The sequence below is a fragment of the Bacillus sp. TH13 genome (genome assembly GCF_016651175.1).
GTDB lineage: Bacteria > Bacillota > Bacilli > Bacillales > Bacillaceae_G > Bacillus_A > Bacillus_A thuringiensis_S.
In genome coordinates, this window is record NZ_JAEKEJ010000025.1 from 3,544,604 (window position 1) to 3,559,966 (window position 15,363).

A 15,363-nucleotide genomic window follows, 5' to 3' on the forward strand; every position below is an offset into this window, starting at 1 on the left:
ATAAATCATAATCTAGAATATATAGCTTAAGAAGTTTTATATGAACAGAGACAATAAAAATGGTAGGTGATGTTTTGAAAAACCTTGTCATTGGGCTTATTGCGTTAGTACTTATTGTGGCAGGAGGATTTTACATAAAAAAATATCAAGAAAACGAAGAGACTGTAGGAGATGTTCAGGAAGTAAAGTGGGATGTGTCAACTGGAAAGGGAAATGAGAAAGTAGATATTATATTTCAGTTGTTAAACAAAAAGAATAATGAAATTCGTGGTGTAAATGATCAAATTCGGGCAGTGATTGTAGATGGACAGTTAAAACACATACAACAAATTAAACCTACATTTGCAGGGAACGGGTCATATAAGTTATCTTCCAAAATAGCGAAAGACGAAGAATATACAATATTTTTATACGAAGATAAAAATAAGTCCGTAGAGTCATTCGCTAGGAAAGATTTTGGTAGAACGAAAGAGGAGAACAATAAGAAAAAAGTGAAATTTCCAATCGACAGTGTACTTACAAAAAAAATAGGAGAGTATGAAGTTTCTCTTTTATTTGGCGCATTACATCCGAATGAACCAGTTACGTTAACATTTCAGTTTCAAGCGAAAAAGGGTGAAAAATTGAAATTACATTCAGAGAGAGGAGAAGTAGAGTCACTTTATATCGTTGATGAAACGAAGGAGAACTTTTTATACGCTATGCCTGTGGATACGGATGAGCAATTACAATACCGGATTACATTTCCTGCCGAGGGTACGTATAAAATGTGGGGGAATTTCTATATAAATGGTAAGAAATATGAAAAAGAATTTATTGTACAAGTTCAAAAAGAAAAAACAGCTAAGAATTTAGCTGTTTTTTCTTTTTCCTATTAATTTTGTTACAGAGAGCATTGTAATTGGTAAAGAATGATTCTTCCTAAATGCTAAATATTTACCGCTCCATGCTGGTTTATATTTTTCTTTAAAATGCCGTAATCCGCTGAAACTATACGTATAACGAACGTTATTAAAGATTGCAGCAGCCACTCTTTCAGACCAGAAAGACTGTGTGGATAAACCAACATTTGAAAGTGGTGCCATACCAATATTAAAGGAGTGGTATTCATTTTCTTTTGCCCATTGGAATAAGTGGATGAAAATTGCGTCCATAATGCCGCTAGGCGCATCTGGATAATATCGCATTAAATCGACAGATAATGATCCGTTTTGATATACGGGCATGAATGTTGTGAATGCAATAATTTTTCCATCCGTATCAGATAATGTTGCAATAGGAGCGCGACTAATATATTCACGATCGAAGTATCCGAGTGAAAAACCTTTCTCTTTTTTTCCACCAAGCCATGCATCTGAAACTTTTCTTAACTCTTCATATAATTCGTCTGAGAAAGGTGGCTCATGAATAGAGAATGTATAGCCTTCTCTTTCAAAACGGTTGAAAGTAGCTCGCATCCCAGCGCGTTTCTTTCCTGTTATTGTAAATGTATTTAAATCAACAACAGCTTCTTCACCGAGCTTAAAGAAGTTATAACCAAAATCGTGATATAAACTCATCCATTTACTTTCAATTTGGTAGAATACACAAATGTATCCAAATCGATCAGCCTCAGCTAAAAACTCTTGCAATACAGTACGATAGGAGGAAGGGTCCCCGATTGGATCACCTAGTACAATAAGTCGTTTTCCAGTTATTGAGAAGAGAATGAGTGCTTTTCCATCACTACTGAAAAAGAACTGTTTATCTCCTAAAAAACCTAAATGACTAAGTACATTTCCACCATGTTCATCTAAGAAGTTTTGTAATCTTTTATCATTAGCTGGTTGCCCGGGAAATTCATTTCGATAACGATTTGCAATGAGTGAACCAATTAGTAAAAAAGTAGGAACAAAAAAGGCAGCTGCTAATGCACTTCGTTTCACTTGTGTAATATTACGAACGACAAAATCAGGTTTGAAAGCTTCTTTTGCACCTGCAAATAAAATACCTAAGTTTTTATATAAATATAACGTTACAAGTAGGAATATAAAAACTTTTACGATATCGGAAAGTGAGACTTCCATTTTCTCACGTACAAACCTTTTACGAAGCATATACAATACAGCGAGTACGATTAATAAAATAAAAGTTTCTTCAACATCAATTCCTTTTAGTGTATTAAAAATAGCCGCTCCAATTAAAGAAACAATCGTCATATAATAAGAACGTTTTGTTCCGTAATATATCCCTCGTGAAAGAATGAGGAGGAGAATACCGAATGTTAGCGATAAGCTAAAAGAAAATTGAATAAGATGTTTTGGAGCTAGAATATGTAAGGCGTGTGCCCGATTTATACTTGTCGGTAGAATAGTTGATAAAATAACCATTAAGCCAGCAAATACTGTTAAAGCAGCAGATGCCCAAGAACCTAACTTTCCTAGAAAGTCACGCTGCAAAGTCCATATAACACCAGTTGTCTCTAATGCAGGCGCAATAAAGGGTTTATCTTCAAACTTTTTAATGGCTACTCCTGTCATTTCAAAAGCTGCAAAAATGAGACCAAGGCAGAATGGTAAGATGTAATAGACGAGACGATATAATAACATAGCAGGAAGTAAAACACCTGTATCGATGCCGTATTGCCCAAGCCCAGTTAAGAAGACAAGATCAAATGATCCAAGGCCACCAGGAACAAGACTAACGACACCAGCTAAAGCAGCAATGACATATACGCCTAAAAACTTTTGGAATTCGATTTCAATGCCAAATAATAGTAATATGACGTACATAACAATACCAGCAGATACCCATTCGACTAATGAAACTAATGAGTATAAAACAGTTGGGTTTTTCTCCTCTTCTTCTTGTCCCTCTGTTTGCATCGCTTTTCTATTTTTTAATTTAGAAAATCCGATATATATAGGGACGAAAAGAGCAAAGAAGATAAGAACAGGCCATAGCCATGGTTTTTCATGCAAAATAAATCTCGTGTCTAATATTCCGATAAGACCAAGAAATGAAAGAATGGCTAATCCATTAATAAAGGCAGTTGTCATCCAAGCGATACTTTTAATAAGTTTTCCATTTTCTTTTATGTATGGACGATAAAGCATTGTGCGTACGCCGGCTCCAACTAGACCACCAAACCCGATAAATCCGTTTAAAGTATTAGCAATCCACGAGATACGGAAAATCTTTTGGACAGGGATATCAGCTTTTAAGTAACGAAGCATAACATAGTCATAAAAGAACATTGTTGATACAGCGAATGCACCAAGTGTAATTGCTAAAAAGACTCCTCCAGTTGGAATGTTTTTAATTGTATCAATCGCTTCTAAAAAAGAAATGCCCGCTAATTCTTTTTTTGCTTGAAAGAATACAATTGTTAATACAACAAATGGGAAGATAATTTTCCCGATTTGTAAGAAACGTTTCCATGAAAACGACATAAATACAACTCTCCTTGTATAAGAAAACTGAGACAATAATATTATTATGACAAACTTCAAGAAAAATAAAAAGGTAAATTCCTGTATAGGGGAGCTATTTTTTATATAGGTATATTTAAAAGAATATTTTGTTTATCAGAAAATTAAGTTAGAATAAGGTGAAGGAAGGTGGAGGGGGAGTATATGATTATAAAAGGTTATGTAGGATATGAGTTAGAAAAAGCGAAACCTAATACATCAGAAGATTTTTTTAACAGATCTGAAGTGACATATATATTAAATGATAAAGAGAAAACTTTTTCGGTTTTATACGTTCGATATTTTGAAGAAGTTTTACAAGAAATTACTCCTTTTGAAGGAAATCCAGTGTATAAAGTAGAAGAACAAAACATATATTTGCGCGATATTGTAGCGATATGTTGTTTAGTGAAGGATAGGGAACTTCGTGCGCAAAAACGTTTGTATTTAAATAATATGGAAGAATTTCAACAATATTTTGATGAGGGAACGGTGTCGAAAGTACAAGAAATATTGGCTGAATTACATAAAAATAAAAGAGTAGAAATAGCGTGAAATGGCAAAGGAGAGAGAGAAAATGTCTAATTTGATGGTTGAAAATCAAACAGAACAAGTTTCTATATTTTTAGAAGATGCTATTAATTTGATAACCGATTATGTAAATTATCATACGTTGCCTTCTTTATTAGAGGAAACACCAGCAGGGAATGAGCAATATTATAAAGGGTTATTAGCATCAATGAGACGACTTCTCGTTTTTTGCGAAGAAGGACATGATGCATGTTTTGTTTTGTTGAATAGTCAGCCATTTCGAAAAACAGCAGCTGAAAAAATTTTATATAAGATTTACCATCAAGTAATTGCAGAGTTTTTTTCACCGAAGAGTGATTATTGGTATGAAAATAGTCGGTCTGCATATACAGGGAAAAATTCTATCGTTTTTCAACAAACACCACCTGCATCTTTGGAGCAAGTGATGAAGAGTTTAGAAGGTAAATTTCAATTGATGCGTGAAGAACTAGAATATTATGAGACGGATTATCAGACAAAGATGTTACACAAATATTGATTGAGGAAAAGAAGCTAAGGTGACTTAGCTTCTTTTCCTTTTGTACAGTTATATAAGGGATTTTCATTGAATATAGTTAAGTGGATAGTATTAGGGAGGTGCGACATGAATCAGCAAGGTGTATTTACAGATTACTTTCATGAAGTAGAAAATTGGTGTGAAAGTGTTCTTCACGTATTAGATAGCCGCGCAATGGAAGTGTATGATGTCCATATGCTTGCTTATAAAATTCAGACGTTGTTAGAGCGTATGAAAGAGCATGAGTATGAAACAGATGCAGAGTTTATGTATGAAATAAGCGATGATGTAGAACATATTCAGCATCATTTGCAGGAAGTATTTATGCAAGAAGAAGAGGAATATGAATTATATGAAAGAGGGGATAGCGAACGAGCTGTTCCAATTGGAGGACATACACTCCCGCCATTACCTTATCCGTATAATGCGTTAGAACCGTATATTTCTAAAGAAATTATGATGTTACACCATGATAAACATCATCGGAGTTACGTGGAAGGGTTAAATAAAGCAGAGAAGATGATGGAAGAAGCGAGAAAAACAAATCAATTTGATTTAATTAAGCATTGGGAAAGAGAAGCGGCTTTTCATGGGTCAGGTCATTACTTACACACGATATTTTGGAATAACATGAAAAAAGACGGTGGTGGAAGTCCAAGAGGTGCTTTTTCACAACAAATCGAACAAGATTTTGGGAGCTTTTTACGTTTCCAAAAACATTTTACAGAAGCGGCCTCTAAAGTAGAAGGTTCAGGCTGGGCGATTCTCGTTTGGGTGCCCCGGTCTGGAAGGTTAGAAATTTTGCAAAGTACACTTCATCAATTATTTACACAATGGGATACGATACCACTCCTTGTACTAGATGTCTGGGAACATGCGTATTATTTACAATACCACAATCGAAAAGATGAATATATTAAAAATTGGTGGAATGTTGTAAATTGGCCTGATGTAGAAAAAAGGTTTGAAACTGCGAAACAAATTGAATGGACACCATATTAGGCGCAAATTCTCTGCGTCTTTTTTAATGGAAGCAGAAGGAAGATTTCGTTCATATTTTAAAAGGCCAAGCATACACTTGTACAAAAAGTGCCAAAAGGACGTGGGGGGAAATATGAGACGAATTTGTGTAATTATTACGCTTCTTATTATGTATGCAAGCGTTATGCCGATTCCTACATATGCAAAGATGAACAGCAATGTTAGTGCTCGAAATGCTGTATTAATGGAGCAACAGTCTGGTCGTGTATTATACGGAAAAGCAGAACATGAGCCTCAAAAAATTGCTAGTATAACAAAAATTATGACCGCCTTGTTAGCTGCTGAATCAGGGAAGATGAAAGAAATGGTGTCAGTTAGTAATGAAGCGGTGAGGGTGGAAGGATCGGCAATCTATTTAAAGCCTGGACAAAAAGTGAAGTTAGAAGATTTAGTATACGGACTCATGCTTAGATCTGGTAATGACGCAGCGCAAGTAATTGCTGAAAGTGTGGGTGGGAGTATAGATGGATTCGTATATTTAATGAATGAAAAAGCGAAAGAAATTGGAATGAAAGACACGCACTTCTCAAACCCTCATGGCTTAGATGGAGATGGATCACATTATTCGTCGGCTTACGATATGGCGTTATTAACGAAATATGCAATGGGAAACGAGTCATTTAAGAAAATCTTTGGAACAAAAACGTATAAATCCGATTCTTGGGATTATCCGTGGAAAAATAAACATAAGCTGGTAACGTCTTATTATGAATTTGCAACAGGAGGAAAAACAGGCTTTACGAAGAAAGCTGGGAGAACGCTTGTTACAACTGCATCAAAAGATGGATTAGACTTAATTGTCGTAACTTTGAGTGCTTCTAGTGATTGGGATGATCATATGAATCTCTTTGACAAAGGATTTGAACGTTTCAAGCAAACGAAAGTTTTGGGACAAGGAGCAATTGCTGAAATAAATGAAAAGAAGTATGCCAACCATGTTTATACGAAAAATAGTTTTTCAGTGCCGTTAACTGAAGAGGAAAGAAAGAACGTGTTATTAAAAGTTGAACTGGATAAAAGTATAGCGCTTGAGGATGGAGTAAAGGTTGGAAAGACAGATGTTTATGTTGGCAATGAGAAAGTTGGAGAACGGAATTTATTTTATAGTAAACGGAAGTTAGTAGCTACAACAGGACTTTACTGGAATAATGTGAAAGAAATTTTTTCTTACATGATAGGTGTTGGGAACGATGGTTAATCTCGTATGGGTAGCGATGGCTGTCATTGGGATTGTATACGCCATGATAAATGGAACGATGGAAGAAGTGAATAAAGCTGTATTTGACGGAGCAAAAGATGCAGTAACGATTTGTATAGGACTTATTAGTGTTTTAGTATTTTGGCTTGGTTTAATGAAAATTGCAGAGGAAGCCGGATTGTTAAAAAAATTAGTTTCACTTTTTATGCCGATAGTAAAAAGGTTGTTTCCAGAAATACCAAAGGATCATCCGTCCATGGGATTTATTCTATCAAATATGATGGCAAACTTTTTTGGTCTAGGTAATGCAGCAACCCCTCTTGGTATTAAAGCGATGGAACAACTAAAAGAGTTAAATGGAGGAAAGGATTCGGCGAGCCGTTCTATGGTGACGTTTCTAGCATTAAATACATCAGCTATTACATTAATCCCTACGACAGTCATTTCAATTCGAATGACGTATGAATCAGCCAATCCTACTGAAATTGTTGGGGTAACATTTATTGCACAAGTACTTTCTATGATTGGAGCAATTTGGATTGACCGCTATTTTTACCGAAGAAGGAGTAGAAAGGGGCGGAAAAAATGAGTATTGTAAATGCAATATCCTTATGGGTAATCCCTTGTGTAATTGGTTTTATCCTTTTATATGGCACGATAAAGAAAGTGCCGACGTATGAATCGTTCGTTGAGGGAGGAAAAGAAGGGATTCAAATTGCAATTTCCATTTTACCATTTATGGTTGGAATGCTTGTGTCTATTTCTATATTCCGATCGTCAGGTGCGCTAGATGCAATGATATCAGTAATGAAGCCAATGTTAGATTTAATTCATGTTCCAGCAGAAATCGTTCCATTAGCACTAATACGCCCTATTTCTGGTTCTGCTGGTCTAAGTATTACGACTGATTTAATTGCCACATATGGGCCAGACTCATTCATTGGGAGATTAGCTTCTACGATGCAAGGGAGTACAGATACGACTTTTTATATTTTAACAGTATACTTTGGAGCTGTTGGTATTAGAAAAATGGGAGATGCATTAAAAGTAGGGCTTTTTGCAGATTTAATCGGAATTATTTGCTCGATTGTCTTTGTTTCCCTATTGTTTCAGTAAAGCTATTCATTTTTTATGCTATTTGGCGTATAATACGTATACGACCACTATTAAGGTGTAGCTTAATAGTGGTTTTTTTATGTGGTATTTTTGACAAAATGATGAACTTTTATTGTGAGAAATATGAAAAATATGGACAATAATAAAGGATAAAAACATGATTTGACCTTTATATGTTTAATATCATCGCTATGTTGTTTAAGTGAGATGGAGCGAATAACCGTAAAGCGTATGCGGTTGCCAAGTCTTTCTAATGTAAGGTAAGATAAATTCGAGGTGAAAAAAAGAAATGGAACGATTACAAAAAGTGATTGCGCAAGCAGGTATTGCATCGAGAAGAAAGGCTGAGGAATTAATTCAGCAAGGAAAAGTGAAAGTTAACGGAAAAATAGTGAAAGAGTTAGGAACAAAAGTAACTCCTCAAGATAAAGTAGAAGTAAATAACATCCCTCTTGAAAAAGAAGAACCTGTTTATTTTTTACTATATAAACCAACTGGTGTAATTTCAAGTGTATCAGATGATAAAGGTAGAAGTGTTGTAACAGACTTTTTCCCTGAAATTACACAACGTTTATTCCCAATCGGACGTCTAGATTATGATACGTCAGGAGTATTATTAATGACAAACGACGGGGACTTCGCAAATATATTAATGCATCCTAAATATAAAGTTGAAAAAACGTATGTTGCAAAAATAAAAGGCCCATTAACAGGTGAGAAAATTCGCATGTTAGAACGCGGTGTTGCACTAGAAGACGGTAAAACAGCACCAGCACATGTGAAAATTATTTCTTGGGACAAGCGTAAAGAAATGGCTATTGTACAATTAACAATTCATGAAGGACGTAACCGTCAAGTACGTCGTATGTTTGAAGCGTTAGATTGTAAAGTGGTGAAATTAAAACGTGAACGTTATGCTTTCTTAGAAGTAGGAAGCCTGCGACCTGGTGATGCGAGAGAATTGACACCACATGAGGTGAAACAATTACGCGCGCTTGCTTCTACAAAGCCAAGATAAGCTATAGAGTTAAAAATTCACCAGTGGAGTGCTCTGCTGGTGATTTATTCAATACAACATTTACAGAAGATAATACATAACATTTACCGAGGAGAGGAGAGGTAATATGAAGAAAAATCGCTTATTATTTCGCGTTATTATTCTACTCATTTTATGCGGTGCTGTAGGGTTTACCCTTTATCAAGGATTCTTTGCTAATAAAGAGAAAATGCAAATCGGAAAAGAAGCACCTAACTTTGTTGTGACGGATTTAGAAGGGAAGAAAATTGAACTAAAAGATTTAAAGGGAAAAGGAGTATTTTTAAACTTTTGGGGCACGTGGTGTAAACCTTGTGAAAAAGAAATGCCTTATATGAATGAATTATATCCAAAGTATAAAGAAAAAGGCGTTGAAATCATAGCGTTAGATGCAGATGAAACGGATATTGCAGTAAAGAACTTTGTGAACCAATATGGTTTGAAATTCCCAGTTGCCATTGATAAAGGACAGAAGATTATAGGGACATATGGAGTAGGTCCATTACCGACAAGCTTTTTGATTGATAAAGATGGAAAAGTAGTGGAGCAAATTATAGGTGAACAAACGAAAGAACAGTTAGAAGGGTATTTAAAGAAAATTACTCCGTAATAAAGAAAGCCTTTACATAAGAGGTGCGTGTCTATAGTGCCTCTGATTTAAAAATTCTGAGTATTGCGGTAACTCGAGGTTAGAATATACAATAGTACATATAGATACAGGGGCGGTGAGAGTGTTGAAAGAAATTAAATGTGAATGTGGACATGTTAATCCGATAGGAACCGTTTTTTGTGAAGCTTGCGGGAAACCATTTGAACGCAATGAAAATGCAAAACTATTGGATATGCGCTATGAGGGGAGTGCACGGAGATCTCTCACGCAAACAAAAACGATAGTCGATAAAATTTGGAGCTTTTTCTCTTCTGTAAAAGTGGGTGTATGGCTAATCGTAATAACTTTAGCTGCATCAGCGATAGGAACTATTTTTCCGCAAGAAATGTACATAACTCCAGGGATTGCACCAGCTGAATATTATAAACAAGAATACGGATTTTTAGGACAATTATACTATCAATTAGGATTTAATAATTTATACGGTTCATGGTGGTATATGATTTTGATTGCTTCTATCGGTATTTCACTTGTGATATGTAGTTTAGACCGCGTTATTCCACTTTATAAAGCTTTAAAAAAGCAAGGCGTAAAAAGACATCCTAGCTTTTTAAAGAGACAGAGATTATATGGGACTGGTACACCGCAAGATGGTGACCTGGAAAGAGTGCAAAAGAATTTAAAGAAAAGAAACTATAACGTGAAAGTAGAAGACGGAAACGTTTTAGCAGAAAAGGGACGCTTCTCGCGTTGGGGTCCATATGTAAATCATATCGGTCTTATTATCTTTTTATTCGGTGCGATGCTTCGTTTTTTACCGAGTATGTACGTAGACGAAGCACTTTGGTTACGTGACGGTGAAACGAAAGAAATACCAGGGACGGATGGGCAATACTACTTAAAAAACGAGAAATTTATAAAAGAAGTTTATGATAAAAGTAAGGACAAGGAAGTTTTTGAGGAAGCGATTGATCGTGTAGGCGATAAAATGATTGCGAAAAACTTCCAAACGAATGCCGTATTATATAAAGCGGTAGGAGAAAATATAGCAGGACAAAAACCGAAATTAGAAAAAGTAAAAGAAGCAGAAATTCGAGTGAATGAACCACTGAAATTTGATCAATTTGCAGTGTATCAAGTGGATTATAAAGAAAGTGAATTTAAAAGTATGTCCTTCAACTTGCAAAATAAAGAAAATAATCAAAAATGGGGACCGATTAAAGTAGATTTAACGAATCCTAAGGAAAAATATGATTTAGGAAATGGTTATTCTCTAGAACTATTAAGCTATTTTCCTGATTTTTATTTTGATGAGAATGGAAAACCAAATACAAAAACGAAATTACCGAACAATCCTGCATTTGTATTTAAAATGTTTACACCTGAAACACCAGATGGTGAAGTGAGTTTTGTTGGTATTCAGCAAAATATAGAACCTGATGGAAACAACAAATATAAAATGTCGTTTGCAGGTGTTGAAATGCAAAATGCAACAGCACTTACTGTAAGAAAAGATTTAACGCTTTGGATTCTCGGTATTGGAGGGTTTATATTTATGGTTGGTGTCATTCAAGGTATGTATTGGAATCATCGCCGTATTTGGATACAACGTGTTAATGATGAATGGTGGATTGCAGGGCATACGAATAAAAATTGGTTTGGTTTAAAGAAAGATATTGAAAGAGTAATAGAAGGTACAGCAATTCCACAGCCAAATGATAAAGTAATCGATAAAAAAATTAGTTAAGGTGGGGAAACGATATGGTGCAAATAAGTAGTAACTTTCTCTTTACCGCATTTATTTTATATTTAATTGCGACTCTATTTTTTGGTGGAGCCATTAAAGAAAAGGGTCATAAATGGGCAAATGTAGGAATAACAATTACAATTTTAGGGTTTATAGCACAAACAGTATATTTTGTTACAAGGTGGATTGCATCAGGGCATGCGCCAGTTAGTAACTTTTTTGAATTCGGTACATTTTTCGGCATGATGCTTGTAGGAGCATTTATTGTAATGTATTTTATGTACCGCGTAAGTATAATTGGACTATTTGCATTACCAGTTGCGCTTTTATTAATTGCCTATGCAAGTATGTTTCCGAGGGAAATATCTCCGCTTATTCCATCTTTAAAAAGTAATTGGTTACATATTCACGTGACGACTGCAGCAGCAGGACAAGCAATTTTAGCGATTAGTTTTATTACGGGCGTGATGTATTTATTAAAAAATGTAGATCAATCAACGAGAAGTAAACGGACATTTTGGCTAGAGACGGTAGTATTTACACTTGTTTGTACAGTTGGATTTATTGGAGTAACAACGGTATTTTCTAGTATGAAATATGAAGCGAAGTTTCAATGGGTTGATAAAAATGAACAACAACTGGAAATGAAGTACAATCTTCCAGCTTTAGTAGGACCGCATGAAGGGAAGTTACAGACAGAAAATAAATTAGAACCGGCAGTTGAAGTTCCAGCAATTGTAAATGCGAAAAAATTAAATACTGTTATTTGGTCAGTGTTAGTTGGAACATTACTTTATATTGTATTAAGGCTTGTTTTACGGAAGCGAGTATCGGCGGCACTTCAGCCGTTAGTAAAGAATACGAATAGTGATTTACTAGATGAAATCGGATATCGATCTATTGCAATTGGATTCCCAGTTTTCACATTAGGAGCGTTAATTTTTGCAATGATTTGGGCTCAAATAGCGTGGACGCGTTTTTGGGGCTGGGATCCGAAAGAGGTTTGGGCACTTATAACGTGGCTCTTTTATGCTGCAGTACTACATTTACGATTATCTAAAGGGTGGCATGGAGAGAAATCAGCTTGGCTTGCAGTAATTGGTTTTGCAATTATTATGTTTAACTTTATTGTAGTAAACTTAATTATTGCCGGTTTACATTCATATGCATAGAGAAATAAAATAGGAGAGTGCATGTCACTTTCCTATTTTATTTTTGTCAACTTTTCTTCTTTTTTGAGAAAAACATGACAAAGTAGCGCTTGATTTTGTAAAATGATGTCGAGGACATTATATACTGTTCAAAAAAAATACATAGTTTTGGAAAAAAATTGAACAAAATTTATTATTCTTGTGAAGCATAATATGGGAAGTGAAACATTTAGAAGATTGCTTAAATAAACGAGAATAGCGCAACATAATAGTAAAGAAGGGTAGGTGTGAACCGCTGAGGTGAGAGTACGCAGCGGGTAGAGATGGAAAATGAATCAAGAATTTTAATTGTAGATGATGAGGATCGTATTCGTCGTTTATTGAAAATGTACTTAGAAAGAGAACAATACACAATTGAAGAAGCAGATAATGGTGATACAGCTTTAGAAATGGCGTTGCAAAATGATTACGATTTAATCTTATTAGATCTTATGATGCCTGGTAAAGATGGCATTGAAGTATGTAAAGGGGTTCGTGAGAAGAAAGCGACACCAATTATTATGCTGACAGCAAAAGGTGAAGAAGTAAATAGAGTACAAGGATTTGAAGTTGGAACAGATGATTATATTGTAAAGCCATTTAGTCCACGTGAGGTCGTGCTACGTGTGAAAGCGGTATTACGTCGTGCTGTACCAACAACATTTTTTACACAAGATACAACGACAAAAGATGTTACTGTATTCCCGCACTTAACAATTGATAACGATGCACACCGTGTTACTGCAGATGGTAATGAAGTAAACTTAACGCCGAAAGAATATGAGTTACTATTATTTTTAGCGAAAGCTCCTGATAAAGTATTCGATCGTGAGCAACTGTTAAAAGAAGTATGGCAATATGAATTCTTCGGAGATTTACGTACAGTTGATACACATGTAAAGCGTTTACGTGAGAAGTTAAGCAAAAAATCACCAGATGCAGCGAAAATGATTGTTACTGTTTGGGGTGTGGGTTACAAATTTGAGGTTGTGAACGACTGATGCTTTGGAGAAGTGTAGTAGGGAAGTTATGGATGACCATATTACTTCTCGTTTCGTTTGTTCTTGGATTTGTTGCGATTTTACTTTCACAGTTTTTTAGAACGTATTATGTTGATATGAGTGAAGCTAGGCTTCAAAAAGTCGCAACAAGTGTTTCGGAGTTAATTGAAGAAGGTGCCGATGTAAAAACGATTGAGAATATCGCGTACAAATTCTCTGATCCACTTTCAAGGATTATTATTGTAGAAGATGGTAAGGAAATCTCTTCTTCACCGAAACAAGAAGGGCTAGTCACTCTTACAATGGATGATTTAAAAGAAGATAAAGAATTAGCTGCTGTTTTTACGGACAAAAAAGAAATTAAAAATAACGTTAGAAAAGCGTCTAATAGTAGGAAGAATAAAAACACCGAAAATGATATTATGATCGTCGGAAAACCAGTGCAATCAAAAAATCAAAGTGCAGTGTTCGTATATGAATCATTACAAGTGCCGATACAAGGTATGGAAAGAACGACTGATTTTATTTTCTTATCGGCTGGGATTGCGATTATATTAACAACTTTCTTTGCGTTCTTCTTATCTACTCGGATTACAGCGCCGCTTCGTAAAATGCGTGAGGTTGCTTTTGAAGTGTCACGTGGGAAGTTTGATGCAAAGGCTCCTATGGTATCTCAGGATGAGATTGGTGAGCTTGCAACGGCCTTAAATCAAATGGGAAAACAGTTGAAGTTCAATATGAACGCCTTGCAGCAAGAAAAAGAGCAGTTAGCAAGTATTTTGAGTAGTATGGCAGATGGGGTTATTACGTTAAATCAAGAAGGTGAAGTTGTAGTAATCAATCCGCCGGCCGAACATTTCTTACAAGTTTGGCAAGAAGAAAAAGAGATAGAGTTAAGTAAAAAACTACCTTCTGAACTTGTGGAACTATTCCATCTCGTTGTAGAAAGCGAACAACAACAAGTTGTTGAAATTAATTTACAAAAAGGGAACTATGTAGTTCTTATGACGCCGCTCTACAATCAAACGAAAATTCGAGGAGCTGTAGCAGTACTGCGAGATATGACGGAAGAACGTCGTCTTGAAAAGATGCGTCAAGACTTTATTGCGAATGTATCGCATGAACTTCGTACACCAATGGTAATGCTGCAAGGGTATAGTGAAGCGATTTTAGATGATATTGTGCAAACGAAAGAGGAAATTGATGAGTTTGTTCAAATTATTTATGATGAATCTGTTCGTTTAGGTAAACTTGTAAATGAATTGTTAGATTTAGCTCGTATGGAAAGCGGTCATGTAGAGTTACATATTGGTGAAGTGGACATACATCCGTTTGTTGAAAAAATTGGTCGTAAATTCCAAGGGATCGCAAAGGATAAAGAAGTTGAACTAACAGTTGATTTCCGAAATCCGATCGAAGAATATGCGTTTGATGCAGATCGGATGGAACAAGTGTTGACGAACTTGATTGATAACGCAATTCGTCATACGAATGCGGGTGGACATGTAACGCTTGTAATTGATACGAAAAATAATGGCCTCATTTTTGAAGTACAAGATTCGGGTGCAGGTATTCCAGAAGAGGATATTCCATTTTTATTTGATCGTTTCTATAAAGCTGATAAAGCAAGAACACGTGGTAAAAAGGGTGGAACAGGACTCGGGCTTGCGATTGCGAAAAATATTGTTCAAGGTCATGATGGTAAAATTTCTGTTTCAAGTGTTGTTGGAGAAGGAACTATATTCTCTGTATATTTACCGAATCGTATAATTTAGATATGTGTTTTTAAAGTTGATAATGAATAAAGTTCTACTGTTTTTTATTTTTTTGTAAACTCAATTAAATAAAGAATAGTAGAACTTTTTTCTATCTTGGTCGAATTAAGAAT

14 protein-coding genes are annotated in these 15,363 nt (G+C 35.3%); 13 read left to right on the top strand and 1 reads right to left on the bottom strand.

From position 1 onward, the window contains the following. Positions 1–59: 59 nt before the first annotated feature. Positions 60–878 (top strand): hypothetical protein, encoded by an 819-nt coding sequence (locus tag JFU02_RS26820; RefSeq protein WP_201071901.1) that lies wholly within the window; start codon positions 60–62, stop codon positions 876–878. Here JFU02_RS26820 and mprF read toward each other — a convergent pair. Continuing rightward, a complete protein-coding gene (gene mprF, locus JFU02_RS26825; protein ID WP_086406464.1) occupies positions 852–3,431 on the bottom strand; it encodes a bifunctional lysylphosphatidylglycerol flippase/synthetase MprF in 2,580 nt (859 codons plus the stop codon). The genes JFU02_RS26820 and mprF overlap by 27 nt on opposite strands. A 183-nt stretch (positions 3,432–3,614) precedes the next feature. Between mprF and JFU02_RS26830 the strand changes: the two genes are divergently transcribed. The 12 genes from JFU02_RS26830 (at position 3,615) to resE (ending at position 15,250) form a co-directional block, all read left to right on the top strand. Further along, positions 3,615–4,004: a hypothetical protein gene (locus JFU02_RS26830; RefSeq protein ID WP_000584361.1), complete on the top strand. Its 390-nt coding sequence runs from the start codon at positions 3,615–3,617 to the stop codon at positions 4,002–4,004. Between the two features lie 22 nt (positions 4,005–4,026). Further along, positions 4,027–4,518, top strand: a complete 492-nt coding sequence (locus JFU02_RS26835) for a YpuI family protein (protein WP_000067553.1) — start codon at positions 4,027–4,029, stop codon at positions 4,516–4,518. A gap of 105 nt (positions 4,519–4,623) precedes the next feature. Continuing rightward, positions 4,624–5,538: a superoxide dismutase gene (locus tag JFU02_RS26840; protein WP_086405870.1), complete on the top strand. Its 915-nt coding sequence runs from the start codon at positions 4,624–4,626 to the stop codon at positions 5,536–5,538. Positions 5,539–5,650: 112 nt separating this feature from the next. Then, a complete protein-coding gene (locus JFU02_RS26845; protein WP_001252624.1) occupies positions 5,651–6,775 on the top strand; it encodes a D-alanyl-D-alanine carboxypeptidase family protein in 1,125 nt (374 codons plus the stop codon). After that, the gene (gene spmA, locus JFU02_RS26850) at positions 6,768–7,364 is read left to right on the top strand and encodes a spore maturation protein SpmA (RefSeq protein ID WP_000247810.1); all 597 of its coding nucleotides are present in this window, start codon (positions 6,768–6,770) and stop codon (positions 7,362–7,364) included. Before JFU02_RS26845 ends, spmA begins: the two co-directional genes overlap by 8 nt. Next, complete coding sequence (gene spmB / locus JFU02_RS26855; protein WP_000029480.1) at positions 7,361–7,891, top strand: spore maturation protein SpmB; 531 nt, start codon at positions 7,361–7,363, stop codon at positions 7,889–7,891. Before spmA ends, spmB begins: the two co-directional genes overlap by 4 nt. A 289-nt stretch (positions 7,892–8,180) precedes the next feature. Further along, a complete protein-coding gene (gene rluB / locus JFU02_RS26860; protein ID WP_000440553.1) occupies positions 8,181–8,909 on the top strand; it encodes a 23S rRNA pseudouridine(2605) synthase RluB in 729 nt (242 codons plus the stop codon). A gap of 106 nt (positions 8,910–9,015) precedes the next feature. After that, positions 9,016–9,537, top strand: coding sequence for a thiol-disulfide oxidoreductase ResA (gene resA, locus JFU02_RS26865; protein ID WP_000742194.1), 522 nt, complete (start codon positions 9,016–9,018; stop codon positions 9,535–9,537). Positions 9,538–9,658: 121 nt separating this feature from the next. Continuing rightward, positions 9,659–11,284 (top strand): cytochrome c biogenesis protein ResB, encoded by a 1,626-nt coding sequence (gene resB / locus JFU02_RS26870; RefSeq protein ID WP_201071903.1) that lies wholly within the window; start codon positions 9,659–9,661, stop codon positions 11,282–11,284. A 14-nt stretch (positions 11,285–11,298) separates the two neighbouring features. Beyond that, the gene (resC, locus tag JFU02_RS26875; RefSeq protein WP_000250088.1) at positions 11,299–12,456 is read left to right on the top strand and encodes a cytochrome c biogenesis protein ResC; all 1,158 of its coding nucleotides are present in this window, start codon (positions 11,299–11,301) and stop codon (positions 12,454–12,456) included. Positions 12,457–12,758: 302 nt separating this feature from the next. After that, positions 12,759–13,475: a DNA-binding response regulator ResD gene (gene resD / locus JFU02_RS26880; RefSeq protein WP_000426861.1), complete on the top strand. Its 717-nt coding sequence runs from the start codon at positions 12,759–12,761 to the stop codon at positions 13,473–13,475. Further along, positions 13,475–15,250, top strand: coding sequence for a sensor histidine kinase ResE (resE, locus tag JFU02_RS26885; protein WP_000964686.1), 1,776 nt, complete (start codon positions 13,475–13,477; stop codon positions 15,248–15,250). Before resD ends, resE begins: the two co-directional genes overlap by 1 nt. Positions 15,251–15,363: the final 113 nt, after the last annotated feature.

Coding starts and splice junctions, on each gene's coding strand:
- spmA (WP_000247810.1), top strand. CDS start 6,768: ATGGTTAATCTCGTATGGGTAGCGATGGCTGTCATTGGGATTGTATAC.
- spmB (WP_000029480.1), top strand. CDS start 7,361: ATGAGTATTGTAAATGCAATATCCTTATGGGTAATCCCTTGTGTAATT.
- JFU02_RS26830 (WP_000584361.1), top strand. CDS start 3,615: ATGATTATAAAAGGTTATGTAGGATATGAGTTAGAAAAAGCGAAACCT.
- JFU02_RS26820 (WP_201071901.1), top strand. CDS start 60: ATGGTAGGTGATGTTTTGAAAAACCTTGTCATTGGGCTTATTGCGTTA.
- resA (WP_000742194.1), top strand. CDS start 9,016: ATGAAGAAAAATCGCTTATTATTTCGCGTTATTATTCTACTCATTTTA.
- resE (WP_000964686.1), top strand. CDS start 13,475: ATGCTTTGGAGAAGTGTAGTAGGGAAGTTATGGATGACCATATTACTT.
- JFU02_RS26835 (WP_000067553.1), top strand. CDS start 4,027: ATGTCTAATTTGATGGTTGAAAATCAAACAGAACAAGTTTCTATATTT.
- resD (WP_000426861.1), top strand. CDS start 12,759: ATGGAAAATGAATCAAGAATTTTAATTGTAGATGATGAGGATCGTATT.
- rluB (WP_000440553.1), top strand. CDS start 8,181: ATGGAACGATTACAAAAAGTGATTGCGCAAGCAGGTATTGCATCGAGA.
- mprF (WP_086406464.1), bottom strand. CDS start 3,431: ATGTCGTTTTCATGGAAACGTTTCTTACAAATCGGGAAAATTATCTTC.
- JFU02_RS26840 (WP_086405870.1), top strand. CDS start 4,624: ATGAATCAGCAAGGTGTATTTACAGATTACTTTCATGAAGTAGAAAAT.
- resC (WP_000250088.1), top strand. CDS start 11,299: ATGGTGCAAATAAGTAGTAACTTTCTCTTTACCGCATTTATTTTATAT.
- JFU02_RS26845 (WP_001252624.1), top strand. CDS start 5,651: ATGAGACGAATTTGTGTAATTATTACGCTTCTTATTATGTATGCAAGC.